This window comes from Variovorax ureilyticus, assembly GCF_050632185.1.
Classification (GTDB): domain Bacteria; phylum Pseudomonadota; class Gammaproteobacteria; order Burkholderiales; family Burkholderiaceae_C; genus Variovorax; species Variovorax ureilyticus_A.
In genome coordinates this window covers 2106129-2124284 of the sequence record NZ_CP192579.1, presented here as the reverse complement: position 1 = coordinate 2124284, position 18156 = coordinate 2106129, and the positions used below count along the sequence as shown (strand labels likewise).

At 68.2% G+C, this 18156-nt stretch carries 15 protein-coding genes and 2 pseudogenes; 13 read left to right on the top strand and 4 right to left on the bottom strand.

From position 1 onward, the window contains the following. Positions 1-2 precede the first annotated feature (2 nt). Positions 3-941 (top strand): glutathione S-transferase family protein, encoded by a 939-nt coding sequence (locus ACQ858_RS10540; protein ID WP_431276572.1) that lies wholly within the window; start codon positions 3-5, stop codon positions 939-941. Between the two features lie 6 nt (positions 942-947). On the opposite strand, the gene ACQ858_RS10535 is transcribed toward ACQ858_RS10540, so the two are convergent. Then, a complete protein-coding gene (locus ACQ858_RS10535; protein ID WP_431276834.1) occupies positions 948-1763 on the bottom strand; it encodes a class I SAM-dependent methyltransferase in 816 nt (271 codons plus the stop codon). 113 nt (positions 1764-1876) lie between these two features. Here ACQ858_RS10535 and ACQ858_RS10530 point away from each other — a divergent pair, with 113 nt between their 5' ends. Further along, positions 1877-2782 carry an SDR family oxidoreductase gene (locus ACQ858_RS10530; RefSeq protein WP_431276571.1) on the top strand — a complete coding sequence of 302 codons (906 nt, stop codon included), beginning with the start codon at positions 1877-1879 and terminating at the stop codon, positions 2780-2782. 125 nt (positions 2783-2907) lie between these two features. Beyond that, positions 2908-3267: a DUF1428 domain-containing protein gene (locus tag ACQ858_RS10525; RefSeq protein WP_431276570.1), complete on the top strand. Its 360-nt coding sequence runs from the start codon at positions 2908-2910 to the stop codon at positions 3265-3267. A 7-nt stretch (positions 3268-3274) separates the two neighbouring features. On the opposite strand, the gene ACQ858_RS10520 is transcribed toward ACQ858_RS10525, so the two are convergent. After that, positions 3275-4306 (bottom strand): aldo/keto reductase, encoded by a 1032-nt coding sequence (locus ACQ858_RS10520; RefSeq protein ID WP_431276569.1) that lies wholly within the window; start codon positions 4304-4306, stop codon positions 3275-3277. Between the two features lie 36 nt (positions 4307-4342). Next, positions 4343-5525 (bottom strand): annotated as a pseudogene (locus ACQ858_RS10515) (MFS transporter). Between the two features lie 97 nt (positions 5526-5622). Between ACQ858_RS10515 and ACQ858_RS10510 the strand changes: the two are divergent. From ACQ858_RS10510 to ACQ858_RS10475, 8 genes and pseudogenes are all read left to right on the top strand, one after another. Then, positions 5623-6543: a LysR family transcriptional regulator gene (locus tag ACQ858_RS10510; protein WP_431276568.1), complete on the top strand. Its 921-nt coding sequence runs from the start codon at positions 5623-5625 to the stop codon at positions 6541-6543. Continuing rightward, on the top strand, positions 6540-7163 hold the full coding sequence (locus ACQ858_RS10505) for a paraquat-inducible protein A (RefSeq protein WP_431276567.1): 624 nt from the start codon (positions 6540-6542) through the stop codon (positions 7161-7163). The genes ACQ858_RS10510 and ACQ858_RS10505 overlap by 4 nt, the downstream gene beginning before the upstream one ends. Next, positions 7160-7840, top strand: a complete 681-nt coding sequence (locus ACQ858_RS10500) for a paraquat-inducible protein A (RefSeq protein WP_431276566.1) — start codon at positions 7160-7162, stop codon at positions 7838-7840. Before ACQ858_RS10505 ends, ACQ858_RS10500 begins: the two co-directional genes overlap by 4 nt. Further along, positions 7837-9447 carry an intermembrane transport protein PqiB gene (locus ACQ858_RS10495; protein WP_431276565.1) on the top strand — a complete coding sequence of 537 codons (1611 nt, stop codon included), beginning with the start codon at positions 7837-7839 and terminating at the stop codon, positions 9445-9447. The genes ACQ858_RS10500 and ACQ858_RS10495 overlap by 4 nt, the downstream gene beginning before the upstream one ends. After that, positions 9444-10079: a PqiC family protein gene (locus tag ACQ858_RS10490; RefSeq protein ID WP_431276564.1), complete on the top strand. Its 636-nt coding sequence runs from the start codon at positions 9444-9446 to the stop codon at positions 10077-10079. The genes ACQ858_RS10495 and ACQ858_RS10490 overlap by 4 nt, the downstream gene beginning before the upstream one ends. A gap of 16 nt (positions 10080-10095) precedes the next feature. Beyond that, positions 10096-10638, top strand: coding sequence for a methylated-DNA--[protein]-cysteine S-methyltransferase (locus tag ACQ858_RS10485; protein ID WP_431276563.1), 543 nt, complete (start codon positions 10096-10098; stop codon positions 10636-10638). A 140-nt stretch (positions 10639-10778) separates the two neighbouring features. Further along, the gene (locus tag ACQ858_RS10480; RefSeq protein ID WP_431276562.1) at positions 10779-11984 is read left to right on the top strand and encodes a multidrug effflux MFS transporter; all 1206 of its coding nucleotides are present in this window, start codon (positions 10779-10781) and stop codon (positions 11982-11984) included. Positions 11985-11988: 4 nt separating this feature from the next. Continuing rightward, a pseudogene (locus ACQ858_RS10475) lies at positions 11989-13407 on the top strand (MFS transporter); the annotation flags it as partial. On the opposite strand, the gene ACQ858_RS10470 reads toward ACQ858_RS10475, so the two are convergent. Then, entirely contained in the window at positions 13376-14875 is a 1500-nt protein-coding gene (locus ACQ858_RS10470) for an alpha/beta hydrolase (protein ID WP_431276833.1), read from the bottom strand. The pseudogene ACQ858_RS10475 and the gene ACQ858_RS10470 overlap by 32 nt on opposite strands. Before the next feature lie 159 nt (positions 14876-15034). Between ACQ858_RS10470 and ACQ858_RS10465 the strand changes: the two genes are divergently transcribed. Together ACQ858_RS10465 and ACQ858_RS10460 are read left to right on the top strand one after the other, a co-directional pair. Beyond that, a complete protein-coding gene (locus ACQ858_RS10465; protein ID WP_431276561.1) occupies positions 15035-16651 on the top strand; it encodes an MFS transporter in 1617 nt (538 codons plus the stop codon). Then, positions 16648-18060: a serine hydrolase domain-containing protein gene (locus tag ACQ858_RS10460; protein WP_431276560.1), complete on the top strand. Its 1413-nt coding sequence runs from the start codon at positions 16648-16650 to the stop codon at positions 18058-18060. Before ACQ858_RS10465 ends, ACQ858_RS10460 begins: the two co-directional genes overlap by 4 nt. Positions 18061-18156 lie beyond the last annotated feature (96 nt).

Here is an 18156-nt window from a genome sequence, read left to right as displayed (position 1 = left end):
CCATGGCAGACCTGATCCTCCATCACTATGCAACGTCGCCCTTCTGCGAGAAGGTCCGGCTGATCATGGGCTTCAAGAAGCTCACCTGGAAGTCGGTGATCGTCCCGCAGATCATGCCCAAGCCCGACTACGTGACGCTCACCGGCGGCTACCGCCGCGTGCCGGTGCTGCAGATCGGCGCCGACATCTACTGCGACACGGCGCTGATCTGCGACGTGCTCGAACATCTCACGCCGCTGCCGTCGCTCTATCCCGAGCCGGGCAAGGGCCTGTCCCGCGTGGTCGCGCAATGGGCCGACAGCAGCCTGTTCTGGGCCTCGATGGCCTACAGCTTCAGCGGCAAGGGGGCGGCGGATGTCTTCGCCAAGGCACCGCCCGAGGCCGCCAAGGCCTTCGGTGAGGACCGCAAGGCCATGAGCGGCAGCATGATTCGCCTGCGGCCGGGCGATGCCGCATCGGCCTACAAGTCGTACCTCAGGCGGCTGTCCGACATGCTCGAACACACCGACTACCTGCTCGGCGGCTACCCGACGGTGGCGGACTTCGCCTGCTACCACCCGCTGTGGTTCACGCGCAAGCGCACGCCGTCGATGGCCGAGATCCTGCAGCTCACGCCCTCGGTGGTGGACTGGCTCGACCGCATGGCAGGCATCGGCCACGGCACGATGGAGACTTTCGACGAGGCCCAGGCCCTGGGGATCGCCAGGGCTTCGACGCCGCACACGCTGCTGTCGGACAGCACCTTCCAGGACGACCACGGTATTGCGCTTGGCTCGCACGTGACGATCGCGGCCGAAAGCTTCGGGCAGGAGCCGACCGACGGCGAGCTCCTCGCCGCGACGCGCACGCACTACACGCTGCGCCGCACCGGCGAGCGCTTCGGCACGGTGCACGTGCACTTCCCGCGCATCGGGTACGTGCTGCGGAAGGTCGAAGGCTGACCGGGCTCAGCGGCGTGCGGTGATGATGTGGGCCTGGATCTTTCCGTCGATCGGTCCGGTGCCGAATCGACGCGCCAGCGCTCTCTCGCAGATGGCCGTGGCTTCGGTCAGGCTGCCGGAGCGGCCTTCGATCTCGTTGCGCAGCGGCGTGCCCTGGCAATAGGCGAAGGCCGCTGCCTGCGGCGATGCGGCGCGGCTGCGCGCGGCGACGGTTTCGAAGCCGGGGGATGCGGCGAATCCCGCGCTGGCAAGATCGCGCTCGATCACGTGGCGGTCGTGATAGCCGTGCGGCACCCGCTCCATGAAGCGTGGCGGGTCGGTGGGAAACAGTTGGGCAAGCGCCTGAGTCGCGACATCGGCAAACTCGTTGTCTTCGATCCGGTCCCAGACGGCGAAGACGAATGCGCCGCCCGGACGGAGCACGCGACGCGTTTCAGCGTAGGCCGCAGACCTGTCCGGAAAGAACATCGCGCCGAACTGACAAACCACCGCGTCGAAGCTCGCGTCCTCGAACGGCAGCTGCATGGCGTCCGCCTGCTGCCATTGGACTGGCCGCTGCGTGCCCGTGGCGGCGGCGCGGTCGAGCATGGGCTGGTTCAGGTCCGTCGCGATCAACTCGACGCCGGGCGGCAGGGTGCGCGCCATCGCACGCGTCACGACACCTGTGCCGGCGGCTGTTTCAAGCACGCGTAACGGCGCCAGGGCGGCGACCCGCGGCGCGGTCTCGGCCGCATACGCCTCGAAGATCAGCGGGACGAGGTGCTCGTCGTAGAGGGCCGGGATGGAGCCGGAAAACTTGATGTCCGAAGCGGGAATCGCCATCGCGTGCCTCCTGGGTGTTCGCTCTAGTCGATAGGCGCGATTGTGACTGCGTCGGGCGGTTTTCCGTATTTCAATAGCGGCTTCACACACAAGAGACGAAAGGACACGCGCAAATGATTCAGGACTTCAAAGGCACCACGGCCGTTCTCACCGGCGCCGGCTCCGGCTTCGGCCTGGAGTGCGCGCGCATCGGCGCGGCCCGCGGCATGAACCTCGTGCTGGTCGATGTGCAGCAGGACGCGCTCCACAAGGCGCGCGCCGAGTTGGAAGCTGCCGGCGCGCAGGTCATGGCGCGCAAGGTCGACGTGGCCGACGCCGGGCAGATGGAGGATCTGGCCAAGGCGGTGCAGGAGCGCTTCGGCGCACCGCATTTCGTCTTCAACAACGCGGGCGTCGGCGCGGGCGGGCTGGTGTGGGAAAACACCGTGGCCGACTGGGAATGGGTGCTGGGCGTCGACCTCTGGGGCGTGATCCACGGCGTGCGCCTGTTCACGCCGATGATGCTCGAAGCCGCTGCCAAGGACCCGTCGTACCGCGGCCACATCGTCAACACCTCGAGCATGGCCGGCCTGCTGACGCCACCCAACATGGGCATCTACAACACCGCGAAGGCCGCTGTGGTGAGCCTCACCGAGACGCTCTACCAGGATCTGAAGCTCGTCACCGACCAGATCGGCGCGAGCCTGCTGTGCCCGTACTTCGTGCCCACCGGCATCAGCCAGAGCCAGCGCAACCGGCCGGGCGAACTCGCCGCCGGAAAGCCGACGAAGAGCCAGCTCATCGGCCAGGCCATGAGCGACAAGGCGGTCAGCAGCGGCAAGGTCACGGCCGCAGAGGTGGCGCAGAAGGTGTTCGACGCCATCTCCGCGAACCAGTTCTACGTGTTCAGCCACCCGAAGGCGCTGGGCAACGTGAAGAGCCGGATGGAGAACATCGTCTCCATCACCAATCCGGCCGATCCCTTCCTGGAGCGACCGGAAATCGGCGTGAATCTGCGCGCCCAACTGCGCGCGGGCTGACGTGGCACCGGCGGCGCGGGCGATGCCCGTGCTGCCGAACGGGACTGGCCCCCGCGCGACTCGCTGCTTAGACTCGGCCTCGTTCGGTTCGGTATCGCTGTCAATCCACTTCAAGGAGACACCGCATGGCCTACGTCGATGGATACGTTCTGCCGGTCCCCAAAGCCAACATCGAGAAATACCGCGAGCTCGCGCAACGCGCCGCCGCGATCTGGCGCGAACACGGCGCGCTGCAATACCGCGAATGCATCGCCGATGACGTCAAGCCGGGCGAAGTCACCTCGTTCCCGCAGAGTGTCCAGCTGAAGGATGACGAGACGGTGGTCATCGCCTATGTGGTGTTCAACTCCCGGGACCATCGCGACGAGGTCAACGCCAAGGTCATGAGCGATCCGCGCCTCGCCGACATGATGGACATGAAGAACATGCCCTTCGACGGCAAGCGCATGTTCTGGGGTGGGTTCGAGGTGCTCGTCGAGGCTTGATCGAGCGTCAGACAGGCAACGGACTGCGTTCCGAGAACTGCCCGTTCCAGTACGGGTAGTACGGATAGGGCGGCGTCGCTGCGCTCGCGGCATCGAGCCGCGCGATCTGATCGGGCGTGAGTTCCCAGCCGATCGCGCCGAGGTTCTGCTTGAGCTGCGCCTCGTCTCGCGCGCCGATCAGCACGCTCGCCACGGTCGGGCGGCGCAGCAGCCAGTTGAGGGCGATCTGCGGGATCGATTTGCCCGTCTCTTCGGCGATCGGGTCCATCGCGTCGATCACGCGAAAGAGCCGTTCTTCTTCCACCGGCGGCGCGAAGGTGGCGGTGTCGTGCAGGCGGCTGCCTTCGGGCAGCGGCCGGCCACGGCGGATCTTGCCGGTGAGGCGGCCCCAGCCGAGTGGGCTCCAGACGATCGCGCCCACGCCCTGGTCGATGCCCAGCGGCATCAGCTCCCATTCGTAGTCACGGCCGATCAGCGAGTAGTAGGTCTGGTTCGCCACGTAGCGCGCAAGGCCGCGGCGCTCCGAAGCCGCCAGCGACTTCATCAGCTGCCAGCCCGAGAAATTCGATGCGCCGATCAGGCGTACCTTGCCCGCGCGTACGAGGTCGTCGAGCGTGCCGAGCACCTCTTCGGCCGGCGTCATCGCATCGAAGGCATGCATCTGGAGCAGATCGATGTAATCGGTGCCAAGGCGCTTGAGCGCGGCGTCGGTGGCGCGGACGATGTGATGGCGTGACGAGCCGACGTCGTTGGGCCCGTCACCCGAGCGCAGCGAGAGCTTGGTCGAGATGATCGCCTTGTCGCGCCGGCCTTCGAGTGCCGCGCCGAGGATCGATTCCGACGCGCCGTTCGAATAGACGTCCGCTGAATCGAAGAGATTGACGCCGGCATCGAGGCAGATGTCGACGATGCGCCGCGCGGCGGCCACGTCGGTGCGGCCCCAGGCGCTGAAGAGCGGGCCGCTGCCGCCGAAGGTGCCGGTGCCGAAGCCGAGCGCCGGAACCTTGAAGCCGGAATTGCCGAGGTAGCGTTGTTCCATGTTTTTCTCCATTGATCGAAAGGGGGGCGAGCGAAATCAGGCGCCGGCGGCCGCACAGGCGGGGAGGACGTCCCGCCGGTCGAGTGCGCGGCTCCAGAGCGCGATGCCGAGTCCGCCCAGGGTGAACAGTGCGGCGGTCCAGCCCAGGGCTTCGAGGCCGGGGCCGTGGTCGATCACCATGCCGCCGGCCCATGCGCCGAGCGCGTTGCCGAGGTTGAAGGCCGCGATGTTCAGGCTCGAAGCGAGGTTCTGGCCCGCACCGGCGGCCTTTTCCAGCACGCGCATCTGCATCGGAGCGACCGTCGCGAACGAGGCGATGCCGAGCAGCAGCACGAAGATCACCGCGGTGGTCGGCGAATGGATGAGCCACTGCATCGAGCCGAGCGCCACGGCCAGCGCGAGCAGCGTGCCGATCAGTGCGGGCATCAATGCGCGGTCCGCGAACCGCCCGCCGAGCAGGTTGCCGATGGCCAGCCCGCCGCCGAACACCAGCAGGATCGGCGACACCGCGGATTCGGCCACGCCGGTGACCTGCGTCAGCAGCGGCTGGATGAAGGTGAAGACCAGGAATACGCCGGCGAAGCCGAGGATGGTCACCGCGAGTCCGAGCAGCACCTGCGGCCGGCCGAGTACCGCGACTTCCTCGCGCAGCGGTGCGTGATGGCCGTCGGCCTCGGCCACGCGGCACGAAGAGCGCGAGCACCGTGAAGGCGGCGACGCCGATCAGCGCCACGGCCCAGAAAGTCGCGCGCCAGCCGAAATGCAGCCCGAGCCACGCGCCGGCCGGCACGCCGAGCAGGGTGGCGGCGGTGAGTCCGGTGAACATGATCGAGATGGCCGATGCGCGCCGCTCCGGCGGCACGAGTCCGGTGGCCACGACCGAGCCGACGCCGAAGAACGTGCCGTGCGCCAGCGAGGTGATGACGCGCGCGGCCATCAGCATCTCGTAGTTGGCCGCGAGCGCACAAGCGATGTTGCCGATGGTGAAGATCGCCATCAGCGCGAGCAGCACGGTCTTGCGTGGCACGCGGCGCGTGGCGATGGTCAGCAGCGGCGCACCGACCGCCACGCCGACGGCGTAGCCCGAAATGAGCAGGCCGGCGGTGGCGATGGAAACGTGAAGATCCGACGAGACCTGCATCAGCAGGCCCATGATGACGAACTCGGTGGTGCCTATTCCGAAGGCACCGGCGGTGAGGGCGAGGAGAGCGATGGGCATGATGTCCCGTACTGTGCGGGCGCGGGTGCTTCGTGACTAGAATGCGCGTCGGATATAGAGCTGTGAGCTCAAGTCACAAGTCTTCATCCCCGACGCCATGCCCCGCATCGAAGTCAATCGCTCCGGAGAAATGGAAGCCTTCGTCCAGGTGGTCGATCGCGGCAGCTTTTCGGCGGGCGCCCGTGTGCTGGGCATGACGCCTTCGGCCGTCAGCAAGCTCATCGTGCGGCTGGAGGCGCGGCTCGGCACGCAACTGGTGCACCGCTCCACCCGCAAGCTGCAGCTCACGCCCGAGGGGCGCAATTTCTACGAGCGCAGCGTGCGCGTTCTGGCCGACATGGACGAGGCCGAGCGCTGCGCTGCAGCCGGCGCGCTGCCGCGCGGGCGGGTCAGCATCAATGCGAGCGTGTCCTTCGGGCATCACGTGCTGGCGCCGCTGGTCCCGCGCTTCACCCGGCAGCATCCGGAAGTGACGCTCGACATCTCGCTGACCGATCGGGTGGTCGACCTGATGGAAGAGCGCGCCGACGTGGCCATCCGCTGGGGCGAACTGCCGCCATCCGAACTGGTCGCGCGCCGCCTGGGCTCGACGCGGCAGGTCATCGTCGCCTCGCCGGCCTACCTGGCGCGCTACGGCACGCCGCGCACGCCGGAGGAGCTCGAAGCCCACAACCGCCTCGGCTACACCCACCGCCGCCGCTCGGCCGAATGGGCCCTGCGCGTGGACGGCCGCACCATCGAGATGCCCACCGTCGGCAACGTGCGCGTGGCCGATGGCGAGACGCTGCGCGTGCTGGCGGTGGCGGGCCTCGGGCTCGCGAGGCTGTCGCGCTACCACGTCCAGGCGGACATCGACGCGGGCCGCCTCGTACCGGTGATGGAAGACTTCAATCCGGGCGACAGCGCCCCGATCCATGCGGTATATCTCGGCAAGGCCGGGAGACTTCCGGCGCGGGTACGAGCCCTGCTTGACTTTCTTGTCGCCAACGTCACCGACAATGGGCGGCCCAGGCCATGAAAGAAATCTCCGACGCCATCGTCTGCGAAGGCTGCGACGCCATCTGCCACCGTGTGGCCCTGCGACCGCACGAGGTGGCGCGCTGCCCGCGTTGCGGCACCGAACTCGAGCGGCACCCGGGCGACCAGCACGCGCGCATCCTGCCGCTCACCGTGGCTTGCCTGATCCTCTTCACCATCGCCAATCTGTTCCCGATCGTCGAGATCGAGCTGCAGGGCCTCACGAGCGAAACAACGCTCGCGGGGGCGGTGGTTGCGCTGAGTTCCGAAGGCATGTCGCCGGTCGCGTTGCTGGTGCTGGCGACGACGATCCTGTTCCCGCTGCTGCAACTGTGCATCCTGGCCTACCTGCTCGTGCCGATGGCCTACGAGCGCCGGCCGGCGGGCTTCGGCGTGCTGGTGAAGCTGCTGCAGTCGCTTCGGCCGTGGGGCATGGTCGAGGTGTTCCTGCTCGGCGTGCTGGTGGCGATCATCAAGCTGAGCAGCATGGCGCACGTCATCGCCGGCCCGGCGCTCTGGGCCTTCGCGGCGCTCACGGTGCTGCTGACCGCCGTGATCTCGTTCGACCCGCGCGCCTTCTGGGAAATGGCTTTCGAGCCCGGTCCGGGACAAGAGCCGTGAACGAGCTTCCGCCGCCCATCGAAACCGCTGCGCAGCGCGGCTTCCTGAGCTGCCACCATTGCGGCAGCGTCTGGGAAGGCGCCGCCGAAGGCGAGCCCTGCGCGCGCTGCGCGACCCGGCTGCACAGTCGCAAGCCCGATACCTTCAACCGCACCTGGGCGTATCTGCTGGCCGCCGCCATCCTCTATCTGCCCGCCAACATGCTGCCGGTGATGATCACCAAGAGCCTGTTCGGCACGCAGCAGGACACCATCCTGAGCGGCGTCATCTATTTCTGGGTCTCGGGCGCGTACGGGCTCGCGGCGCTGATCTTCGTCGCGAGTTTCCTGGTGCCGCTCTTCAAGCTGACGGCGCTGACCTTGCTGAACTACCTGTCCCAGCGCGGCAGCGACTGGCGACAACTGGAGCGCGCCAAGCTCTACCGCATCCTGGAAGTGATCGGGCGCTGGTCGATGCTCGACGTCTTCGTGGTGGCGCTGCTCGCCGGGCTGGTGCGCATCCACGGCTTCGCCGAGATCACCGCGGGCTTCGGCATCGCCGCCTTCGGAGCGGTGGTGGTGCTGACCATGCTCGCATCGCTGAGCTTCGATCCGCGCTCCACCTGGGACGTGCGAAACGCGCCCGCTCCCGAGGCCGGCCCCGACGACGAAATGAAAAACAGTGGAGAAACCGCATGACCCCACCCCCGCTGGCCGCACCGGCGGTCGCGAAACGGCGCAACTGGCTGCCGTCGCTGATCTGGCTCATCCCTATCGTGGCGGCGCTGGTCGGCGTGACGCTGGTCGTCCGGCTCCTGATGGAGCGCGGCCCCGAGATCGTGCTGACCTTCCGCACCGCCGAAGGGCTCGAGGCCGGCAAGACCGCGGTGAAGTACAAGGACGTGCAGATCGGCACGGTGCAGAACATTCGCCTCGCGCATGACCGCTCGCATGTGCGCGTGCTGGTGCAGCTCAAGAAGGAGGCCTCGGGCTTCACCGCCAAGGACACGCACTTCTGGGTGGTGCGGCCGCGGCTCGACACTTCAGGAATCTCCGGCCTCGGCACCTTGCTGTCGGGCGCCTACATTGGCGCCGATCCAGGCATGTCGGAGGAGAGCTCGGGCGAATTCACCGGCCTCGAAACGCCGCCGATCGTGACGCGCGATGCATCCGGCCGCCAGTTCCTGCTGCGTGCGCACGACGTCGGCTCGCTCGACATCGGCTCGCCGGTGTATTTCCGTCGCATCAAGGTGGGGCAGATCGCGGCCTTCGAGCTCGATGGCGACGGGCGGGGCGTCACGCTGCGCGTGTTCATCAATGCGCCCTACGACAAGTTCGTCGGCGTCAACACGCGCTTCTGGCATGCGAGCGGCTTCGATGTCGAGCTCAACGCCGGCGGCCTCAAGGTGCGCACGCAGTCGCTCGCAACGGTGCTGCTCGGCGGTATCGCCTTCCGGTCGCCCGACGACGTGAGCGGCCCGGTGGCGCAGGAGAACACCGCCTTCACGTTGTCCGATGACGAGACCTCAGCGATGAAGGAGCCCGACGGCCCCTCGCAGACGATGCTGCTCTATTTCAACCAGTCGCTGCGCGGGCTGTCGCCGGGCGCTGCGGTGGACTTCCGCGGCGTGGTGATCGGCGAGGTCAAGTCGATCGGCGTGGAGTTCGACCGCAACGAGCGCGAGTTCAAGATGCCGGTCGTGATCCAGATCTATCCCGACCGGCTGCGGCGCCGGTCGGCGACCTCGCCCGATCCGCGCTTCACGCAACTCGATCGCTGGCAGTTGCTCGTCAGCAAGGGCCTGCGCGCACAGTTGCGCACCGGCAGTCTGCTGACCGGGCAGGTCTATGTGGCGATCGATTTCTTCCCCGAAGCGCCCCCGGTCAAGCTCGACACCACGCGCAATCCGCTGGAGCTCCCGACCGCACCCAACAGCCTCGACGAGTTGCAGTCGCAAGTCTCCGACATCGCGCGCAAGCTCAACAAAGTGCCCTTCGACGAGATCAGCGGCGACCTGCGCAAGACCATCGCCACGCTGAACCGGACGCTCGGCTCCATCGAGCAGCTCATCAAGGGCCTCAACGACAACGTCTCGCCCGAGATGGCCGCCGCGGTGAAGGACGTGCGGCGCACGCTCGGCGCGGCCGAGAAGACCATCGCCGACGACTCGCCGCTACAGCAAGACCTGCGCCAGACGCTGCAGGAAGTCACGCGCGCGGCGGGCTCGCTGCGGGTGCTGACGGACTACCTCGAGCGGCATCCCGAATCCCTCTTGCGCGGCAAACCGGAGGACAAGCAGAAATGAAGAAGAAGACCCCCATCCGCCTCGCCGCAGCGGCGCTCGCGACTGTGTGGCTGGTGTCGGCCTGCGGCAGCGCCGGCGGTCCGCAGTACTACAGCCTTGCGGAGGCGACCCCGCCACCGCCCGCCGCGCAGAAGACGAATGCCGCGCCGGCCTACATCGAACTCGCGCCGATTTCGATGCCCGAACGTTTCGCGCGGCCGCAGTTCGTGGTGCGCAAGAAGGACACGCCGGAAAGCCCGGCGGTCGACATCCTCGAACAGCATCGCTGGTCCTCGTCGTTCGAGGACGAACTCCGCGACGCGCTCGGCACCGGCATCGCGAGGCGGCTTGGCGCCGTCGACGTGACCAAGACCGGGCGCCAGCGCGGCCAGCCCGCGACCCGCATCGCGGTGCAGCTGGGGCAGTTCGATGCGATCGAGGGCAAGCGCGTCGATGCCAGCTTCACCTGGACCGTGCGCCGCACCGACGAAAGTCCCGCGACCGGCTGCCAGCTGTCGATCTCCGAGCCGGTGGGTCCGGGCTTCGATGCGCTGGCGCTGGGCGCGCAGCGCGTCACCGCCAGACTGGCCGACGCGATCGCCGGCAGCGTGTCGGCGGCGAAGACGAACCAGGTTCCGAACTGCGCGGCCTGAGCGTTCGGCGGCGGCCATGAACTCGACCGGCTTCGCGTTGTTCGCCACCGCCATCGGCGCGTGCGGCATCGCGTGGGGGCCGCGCGGACTCGTCGGCGTGCAGTTGCCGGAGGCGGAGGAGGATGCGACGCGTGCCCGCATGATGCGGCGCTTTCCGGCGCAGGTCGAATGCGAGCCGCCGCCCGAGGTGCAGCGCGCCATCGCCTCGATCCGCGCGCTGCTCGACGGCGAGCCGCTGGACCTTGCCGAGATCCGGCTGGATCAGGACGGCATCAGCGAATTTCACCAGCGCGTCTACGCCATCGCGCGCCGCATCCCGCCTGGCCGCACGCGCACGTATGGCGAGATTGCGGAGGAACTCGGCGACAAGGGGCTCGCGCGTTCCGTCGGGCAGGCGCTCGGACTCAACCCCTTCGCGCCGGTGGTGCCGTGCCACCGCGTGCTCGCGGCGGGCGGCAAATGGGGCGGCTTCTCGGCGCATGGCGGCGCGGCGTCGAAGCTGCGCATGCTGGCCATCGAGGGCGCACGGCCGGACAGCGATACCGCACCGCTCTTCTGAACGCAGAAACCAGGAACCCCGCGGAACCGGCTTCGCCGGGCCGCCGGGGTTGCCCCCTGCGAGGGCCACACGAAGTGTGGCGAGGCTGGGGGATAGCCCGCATTTCACGGACCTTCGAGACCTTGGCGACAATCCGCCCAATGACTTCCTCGCGCTTCTTCAGGATCGCGCTCGTGCTGGGCCTTTTGTCGGCCATCGGGCCGTTCGCGATCGACATGTACCTCCCCGCCTTGCCCGAGATCGGCAGCAGCCTCGATGCCGCCATCGGGCCGGTGCAGATGAGCCTCACGGTGTTCTTCATCGCGCTCGGTGTGGGGCAGTTGCTGTACGGGCCGGTGTCGGACATGGTCGGGCGCAAGCCGCCGCTGTATTTCGGGCTCGGCCTGTTCGCGCTCGCGAGCATCGGCTGCGCGCTGGCGACCGACATCGAGATGCTGATCGCGCTGCGTTTCGTGCAGGGCCTGGGCGCTGCCGCCGGCATGGCGATCCCGCGCGCGGTGGTGCGCGACCTGCACACCGGCAACGAAGCGGCGCGGCTGATGTCGCTGCTGATGCTGGTCTTCAGCGTGTCGCCGATCCTCGCGCCGCTGGCCGGCAGCGCGGTCATCGCGTTCACCGGCTGGCGCGGCGTGTTCTGGGTGGTGTCGGTCGCCGCGGTGATCGGCCTGGCCACCATCGCGTCGGTGCTCAAGGAAACGCGACCCGCCGAGGAGCGCGTGGAAAGCAGCCTGGGCAGCGCGCTGCGCGCCTACGGCGTCCTGCTGCGCGACACGCATTACCTCGGGCTGGTCTTCATCGGCGCATTCGCAATGGCCGGCTTCTTCACCTATCTCGCGAATTCCTCCTTCGTGATGATCGACCACTACGGCCTGTCGCCCACGGTGTACAGCGTCGCCTTCGGCGTCAACGCCGCGGCTTTCTTCGGCGCGGCACAGCTCAACGGCATGCTGTGCGAGCGCTTCGGCATCGTGCGCGTGGTCAAGACCAGCGTGACGGCCTGCGGCCTCGTGATGACGGCGATGTTCCTCTATTACCTGAGCGGCGGCGACCGGCTCGCAGTGCTGATCGTGCTGTACTTCATCGCGAGTGCGCTGATGGGCTTCGTGATCCCGACCACTTCGGTGCTCGCGCTCGAGCAGCACGGCGCGATCGCCGGCACCGCCTCGGCGTTGCTCGGCACGTTGCAGATGCTCACCGGTGCGGTGGTGATGACGGTGGTGGGCCTCTTCACCGACGGGCGGCCTCTGCCGATGGTCGCGGGCATGGCGGGCGGTGCGCTGATCGCGGTGCTGCTCGCCTGGATCACGCTCGGCGGCCGTCGGTCGACCCGCTACGCGGCCGGGTGAGGCGATGTCGGCCACCACAGCGTCCACCTCCGCCGTCGTCGCCGCCCGCGATGGCCTTCCGATGCCACAGCGCTGGCATGCGATGCTGGTCATCATCCTCGGCATCGCGGTGTCCGTGCTCGACGGCACCATCGTCAATCTCGCGCTGCCCGGCATCGCGCGGGAACTGAAGTCCGACGCCTCCCATGCGATCTGGGTGGTCAATGCCTATCAGATCGCGACGCTGGTGATGCTGCTGCCGCTCGCCTCGCTCGGCGACCTGATCGGGTACCGGCGCGTGTACCTCGTGGGGATGGCGCTGTTCGCAGCGTCGTCGGTGATCGCGACCTTCGCGAATTCGCTCGGCATGCTGATCGGCGCGCGGGCGCTCCAGGGCCTCGGGGCGGCCGGGATCATGAGCGTCAACTCGGCGCTGGTGCGGCTCGTCTACCCGCGCTCGCAACTGGGGCGGGGCATGGCGATCAATTCGATGGTGGTGGCGACCGCGTCGGTGGCCGGGCCGTCGGTGGCGGCGGCGATCCTGTCGGTCGCCTCGTGGCCCTGGCTCTTTGCGCTCAATGTGCCGCTGGGCATTCTGGTGCTGGCGCTCGGCGTGAGGGCACTGCCGGTCAGCGAGACCGCACCGGCTTCGGGACGGCGCTTCTCGGGCATCGACGTGCTGCTCAACATGCTCATGTTCTCGCTGATCTTCATCGGCGCCGACCGGCTCGGCGTGCGCGGCGAGTCGGGGCAGGGCGTCAGTGCGGGCGCATGGGCGATCCTGCTGGCAGGCGTCTCGGTCGGGTTCGTCTATCTGCGGCGGCAGTTGTCGCTCGCGGTGCCGCTGTTTCCTGTCGATTTGCTGCGCATTCCGGTGTTCGCGCTGTCGATGGGCACGTCGATCGGCGCGTTCTGCGCGCAGATGCTGTCCTTCATCGCGCTGCCGTTCCTGCTGCTGGAGACCTACGGCCGTTCGCACTTCGAGGCCGGCTTGCTGATCACCGCATGGCCGCTCGCGATCGTCTTCATGGCGCCGATCGCGGGGCGGCTGATCGGCAAGTATCCGGACGGCCTGCTGGGCGGCATCGGCCTCGCGCTGCTTGCGACCGGGCTGGTGCTGCTGGCCGCATTGCCCGCGCATCCTGGCAATGCCGACATCGCATGGCGCATGGTGCTGTGCGGACTGGGCTTCGGACTGTTCCAGTCACCGAACAACCACACCATCGTGACCTCGCCGCCGCCGCATCGCAGCGGCGCGGCGAGCGGCATGCTGGGCACCGCGCGGCTCACGGGCCAGACGCTGGGCGCGGTGATCCTCGCCGGCATCTTCAGCTTCTGGCCGCCGCACGACGGCAAGGGACAGGTGATCGCGTTGTCCATCGCCGCTTGCTGCGCAGCGATCGCGGCGGTGTTCAGCACGCTGCGCACGCGCCAGCCGGCCCCCGGCACGCCTGAGTTACTTGGTTGGAATGACCTCGCCGATCCGATCCGCCATATAGGGATAGAACGGATTCGACGACAGCCGCGTCAGCGAATCGAGGCTCACGATCAACGCACCCCGCTCGCCCCGCACCGCAAGCGCGCCGAGATTGACGCCGAACTCGTCGGTGTTCTCCGGGCGCATGCCGTAGAGCGAATCGTTCATCGGGAAGGGCAGTGCGAGGTGCGAGAGCGAGAACACCTCCAGCGGAAACTCCAGATCCAGCGTGCGCGTCTTCTCGTCGGTCGCGCCTGCTTCGGTGACGCGCTCGACCACCTGCCGGCTGTTGGGCCCGGTGTTGGTGATGATGGTCGAGCGGGAAGTTTCTGGGCGCGGCCGGCAGGATGCGGTCCAGCCGCAGGTCGCTGCCCGAACGCAGCAAGGGGCCGAATTTGATGCTGCGATTCAGGTCGAACAGCACCAGTTCGCTGCCGTTGGCCGGCAGCCGTGAATAGAGCCCGGTCACGATCGCACGGGTGCTCACCGTGAAATCGATCAGCGACTGGAAGGTAAGGATCGGCGGCAGCTTTGCGAGCTTGCCCGCGCTTTCCTCGCGCGCGATGTGGGCGCGCAGGTCGCGCGTGAGCAGCGACGATTGCCGCGCACCGTTCACCGGGAACGAGTTGTACTTGAAGGGGTTGAACTCCGGCACGATGCCCAGCCACGCCGCCTTGGCGAAGGCCGGGAAGATCGCCGGCCAGCCGAACACGCCCGCGAAACGCGAGAGCTCGGTAATGCCGATCATCGGCGCGATCAGGATGACGCGGTCGGGACGCGCGAGGCTCTGGTCGTCGAGCCCGTCGAGCGCGAACTTCATCGCGAGTGCGCCGCCGTTGGAGAAGCCCACCACATGCAGCGGCAGCGGCGCGGGCACGCGCCGGCGCGCTTCGCGCACCGCGAGGCGCGTGGCCTCCGACCAGTCTTCCCAGTCGACCTTCGTGAGCCCGGCAGGCACGGTGCCGTGCCCCGGCATGCGGATCGCGACGACGACGTAGCCGCGATCGCGGTAGAGCCGGGCCACGTGCCGCAGGCTGTAGGGCGAATCGGTCAATCCGTGCAGCAGCACGACCGCGCCGCGCGGTGCGCCATCGGGCTCGAGGATGTAGGAGCGGTTCCAGTCCTGCGCGAAGCGGCCCGGGTAGATCGGGCTGTTCTTGTAGTAGCGGTTGCTCGGAACCTGCGCCTCGGGCGGGGTCTTTTCGGTGACCTCGGCGCGGACCTCGTCGAAGGCCTTGTTCTCGGCGGCGATGTAGGCGGCCCAGTCGGCCTTGCGCAGCTCGTCCTGCGAAAGCTCGTGCGGAACGAAGGTGTGCCAGCGCTCGAGCGGCGGCCCGCGTTGCACGTCGTAGGTGCGCAGGGCGATCGCCGTGACGAACACGATGACCAGCACCAGCGCGGTCCACTTCAGGAACTTCAACAACCGGGAAACCATTGCAGCCAGCCCTCTCGTGCTTGCGCGGCGTCGTGCCGCTGCCGGCGGGCAATCTAGCACGAGGGCACCGGTTGCACGCGCCCATTCGATCGCCTTGCGCGGCCTGCGCCGCTTGCCTTCATACTGGCGGGCCTTCGACTGCATCGTGGAAGGCCTCCCATGACCCAGATCGGCAAGCCACCGGGCGACGAAGCGCTGATACGCCACGGCTGCAGGACGGTCGACTGCGCCCCGGCTGCGAGGCCCTGGGTGCTGGCCGCGGCGATCATCGGTTCCAGCATGGCCTTCATCGACGGCACGGTGGTGAACGTCGCGCTGCCCGCGATCCAGGCGGACCTGCATGCGACCGCCTTCCAGGCGCAGTGGGTGGTGGAGTCGTACGCGCTGTTCCTCGCGGCGCTGCTGCTGGTCGGCGGGGCGCTGGGTGACCGCTTCGGGCGGCGAAGAATTTTCGCGACCGGCGTGGCGCTGTTCGCGATCGCGTCAGTGGCATGTGCACTGGCGCGCGATGTGCACCAGCTCATCCTCTCGCGGGCCGTGCAGGGCATCGGCGGCGCGATGCTCGTGCCGGGCAGCCTCGCGCTGATCAGTGCGTCGTTTCCGGAGAAGGAACGCGGCCGTGCCATCGGGACGTGGTCGGGCTTCAGCGGCATCACGGCGGCGATCGGGCCGGTGCTCGGCGGCTTCCTGGTCGATCGCTATTCGTGGGTCTGGGCCTTCCTGGTCAACGTGCCGATGGCGGTCGCGGTGCTGCTGATCGTGTGGCGGCACGTGCCTGAAAGCCGCGGCGGCGGTGCCTCCACCGGCCTCGACGGCTGGGGCGCCGGGCTGGCGACGCTGGCGCTGGGCGGCGTCGTGTATGCCTTCGTCGAAGCGCCGACGCAGGGGTGGATTTCAAGAACGGTGCTCTTCGCGCTGGTGGCGGGCATCGCGGCTGGAATTGCATTCATCGTGGTCGAGCTGCGGGTGCGTTCGCCGATGCTGCCGCTTTCATTGATGCGCATCGGCAACTTCGGCGGCGCGAATCTGCTGACGCTGCTGCTCTATGCGGCGCTCGGCGGCGGGCTCTACTTCTTCCCGCTCAATCTCATCCAGGTCCAGGGCTATTCGGCCACGGCGGCCGGCGCGGCGCTGCTGCCGTTCATCCTGATCATGTTCGCGCTGTCGGGATGGGCGGGGCAACTCGTCGATCGCTTCGGGCCGCGAGGGCCTTTGGTCATCGGGCCGAGCATCGCGGCCGTCGGGTTCGCGATGTTCGCGCTACCGGGCGTGGGGGTCAGCTATTGGACGGCGTTCTTTCCTGCGGTGGTGGTGCTGGGCTTCGGCATGACCGTGACCGTCGCGCCGCTCACCACGACGGTGATGAACGCGGTCGGACCGGACCTGGCGGGCGTCGCATCGGGCGTGAACAACGCGGTGTCGCGCGCGGCCTCGGTGCTCGCGATCGCGGTGTTCGGCGTGGTGATGGCGTGGGCGTTCGGCGGCCAGTTGGGTGAGGGGTTGCGCGACGCGGGGGCATCCGCGCAGGCCACGGCATTTCTTGAGTCGCAGCGGAGCCAGCTGGCGGGTGCTGCGCTTCCACCGGGGGTGGACGAGGCGACCGGCAAGGCGCTGCGGTATGCGGTGAACGCGGCGTTCGTGTCCGGGTTTCGGTGGGTGATGGGGATCTGCGCGGCGCTGGCGCTCCTGAGTGCGGCGAGTGCGTGGTTCTTCATCGCCAGCGGGCCAGCTACACTCCCGGCCCCTTTTTCTGATCGGAGAGCCAAGCGCCCATGAGGAAGAACGAGAGCAAGAACCCGCCGTGGATGGCCGCCGCGCTGGACTACGTTCCCAAGTGGCTGGACTTCCAGGTCGAGCGCTACCGCCAGCCCGGCTGCGCGGTCGCCATCGTCCACGACGACCGGTTGATCGCCGAGTTCGGCATCGGCGTCGCGGACATGCGGACCGGCAAGCCGATGACGCCGAGGCACCGCTTGCGCATCGCGTCGCATTCCAAGACCTTCACCGCCAGCGGTGTGATGCTGCTGCGCGAGCAGGGCAAGCTCGGGCTCGACGATCCCGTCGGCCGCTACGTCGGCGGCCTGCACAAGGACCTCGCCAAGGCGCGCATCGGCGAGCTGCTGTCGCATGGCGCGGGCGTGGTGCGTGATGGTGCGGATGCCGGGCAGTTCCTCGATCGCCGGCCCTATCTGTCGCGCGCCGAACTGCTCGATGAGCTCGCGAAGAAGCAGCCGCTCGAACCCGGTGTCCAGCTGAAGTATTCGAACCATGGCTACGGCCTGCTCGGCATCCTGATCGAGGAGATCAGCGGCTCGCCGTACACGGACTGGATCACGCGCCACGTGATCGAGGCCGCGGGCCTGAAGGAGACCGTCCCCGACATGCCGCAGCTGCCGAAGTCCGCGCCGATGGCGTCCGGCCACACCACCGAGTTTCCGTTCGGGCAGCGGCTGATCGTGCCGGGCAACAACGTCTGCCATGCGATCGCGCCCGCAGGCGGCTTCGTCTCGACCGCGTCGGACGTGGCGCGCTTCTTCGCGCAGCTCGCGCCCGGGAGCAGGCACAGCATCCTCTCGCCGGCCAGCCGCCGCGAGATGGCGCACCGCCGCTGGCGCGACGAGTGCAACACCATGGAGTTCCACTACGGCTTCGGCACCATGATGAGCGAGCGGGGGCCGAAGGAATGGTTCGGCCACACCGGCAGCCTGCAGGGCTTCATCTCGCGGACGGCGCGGTTTCCGGCGACGGGCTTCACCATCACCGTGCTGACCAACGCGATCGATGGCCTGGCGTATGCGTGGGTCGACGGCGTGGCAAGCATTCTTTCCGCATTCAGCAGCCACGGCGCACCGGCCAGGGGACTTCAGGACTGGAACGGCCGCTGGTGGTCGATGTGGGGCACGACCGACCTGGTCGCGATGGGCAAGGTGGTCTGCCAGATCGCGCCGGCCATGCTGACGCCGTTCGACAGCGCCACGACCGAGTTCACGATCACCGGCAAGGACGAGGGGGCCATCCGCAAGACGTCCGCGTTCAACAGCCCCGGGCAGACGATGCGGCGCGTCCGTGACGGCAAGGGTCAGCCGGCCGAACTCTGGGTCGGCGGCACCAAGCTGCTGCCGAAGGAGGCGATGGTGGCCGAGGTGACGGGGCGCTACCGCAAGTCCGGAAAGACGCGGCGCTGACGGCCGTCCGCCGCATACTCCCTTCGCGTTAGCGCGCATGGCCGATAGTCAAGGCGCGCACCCCCTCCACACTGCGCCAACTCGGCCGTCCGCTGT

What these genes read in the sequence shown, in the direction of transcription:
- ACQ858_RS10540 (WP_431276572.1), top strand. Translation starts at nt 3, where the DNA reads ATGGCAGACCTGATCCTCCATCACTATGCAACGTCGCCCTTCTGCGAG.
- ACQ858_RS10535 (WP_431276834.1), bottom strand. Translation starts at nt 1,763, where the DNA reads ATGGCGATTCCCGCTTCGGACATCAAGTTTTCCGGCTCCATCCCGGCC.
- ACQ858_RS10530 (WP_431276571.1), top strand. Translation starts at nt 1,877, where the DNA reads ATGATTCAGGACTTCAAAGGCACCACGGCCGTTCTCACCGGCGCCGGC.
- ACQ858_RS10525 (WP_431276570.1), top strand. Translation starts at nt 2,908, where the DNA reads ATGGCCTACGTCGATGGATACGTTCTGCCGGTCCCCAAAGCCAACATC.
- ACQ858_RS10520 (WP_431276569.1), bottom strand. Translation starts at nt 4,306, where the DNA reads ATGGAACAACGCTACCTCGGCAATTCCGGCTTCAAGGTTCCGGCGCTC.
- ACQ858_RS10510 (WP_431276568.1), top strand. Translation starts at nt 5,623, where the DNA reads ATGCCCCGCATCGAAGTCAATCGCTCCGGAGAAATGGAAGCCTTCGTC.
- ACQ858_RS10505 (WP_431276567.1), top strand. Translation starts at nt 6,540, where the DNA reads ATGAAAGAAATCTCCGACGCCATCGTCTGCGAAGGCTGCGACGCCATC.
- ACQ858_RS10495 (WP_431276565.1), top strand. Translation starts at nt 7,837, where the DNA reads ATGACCCCACCCCCGCTGGCCGCACCGGCGGTCGCGAAACGGCGCAAC.
- ACQ858_RS10490 (WP_431276564.1), top strand. Translation starts at nt 9,444, where the DNA reads ATGAAGAAGAAGACCCCCATCCGCCTCGCCGCAGCGGCGCTCGCGACT.
- ACQ858_RS10485 (WP_431276563.1), top strand. Translation starts at nt 10,096, where the DNA reads ATGAACTCGACCGGCTTCGCGTTGTTCGCCACCGCCATCGGCGCGTGC.
- ACQ858_RS10480 (WP_431276562.1), top strand. Translation starts at nt 10,779, where the DNA reads ATGACTTCCTCGCGCTTCTTCAGGATCGCGCTCGTGCTGGGCCTTTTG.
- ACQ858_RS10470 (WP_431276833.1), bottom strand. Translation starts at nt 14,875, where the DNA reads ATGGTTTCCCGGTTGTTGAAGTTCCTGAAGTGGACCGCGCTGGTGCTG.
- ACQ858_RS10465 (WP_431276561.1), top strand. Translation starts at nt 15,035, where the DNA reads ATGACCCAGATCGGCAAGCCACCGGGCGACGAAGCGCTGATACGCCAC.
- ACQ858_RS10460 (WP_431276560.1), top strand. Translation starts at nt 16,648, where the DNA reads ATGAGGAAGAACGAGAGCAAGAACCCGCCGTGGATGGCCGCCGCGCTG.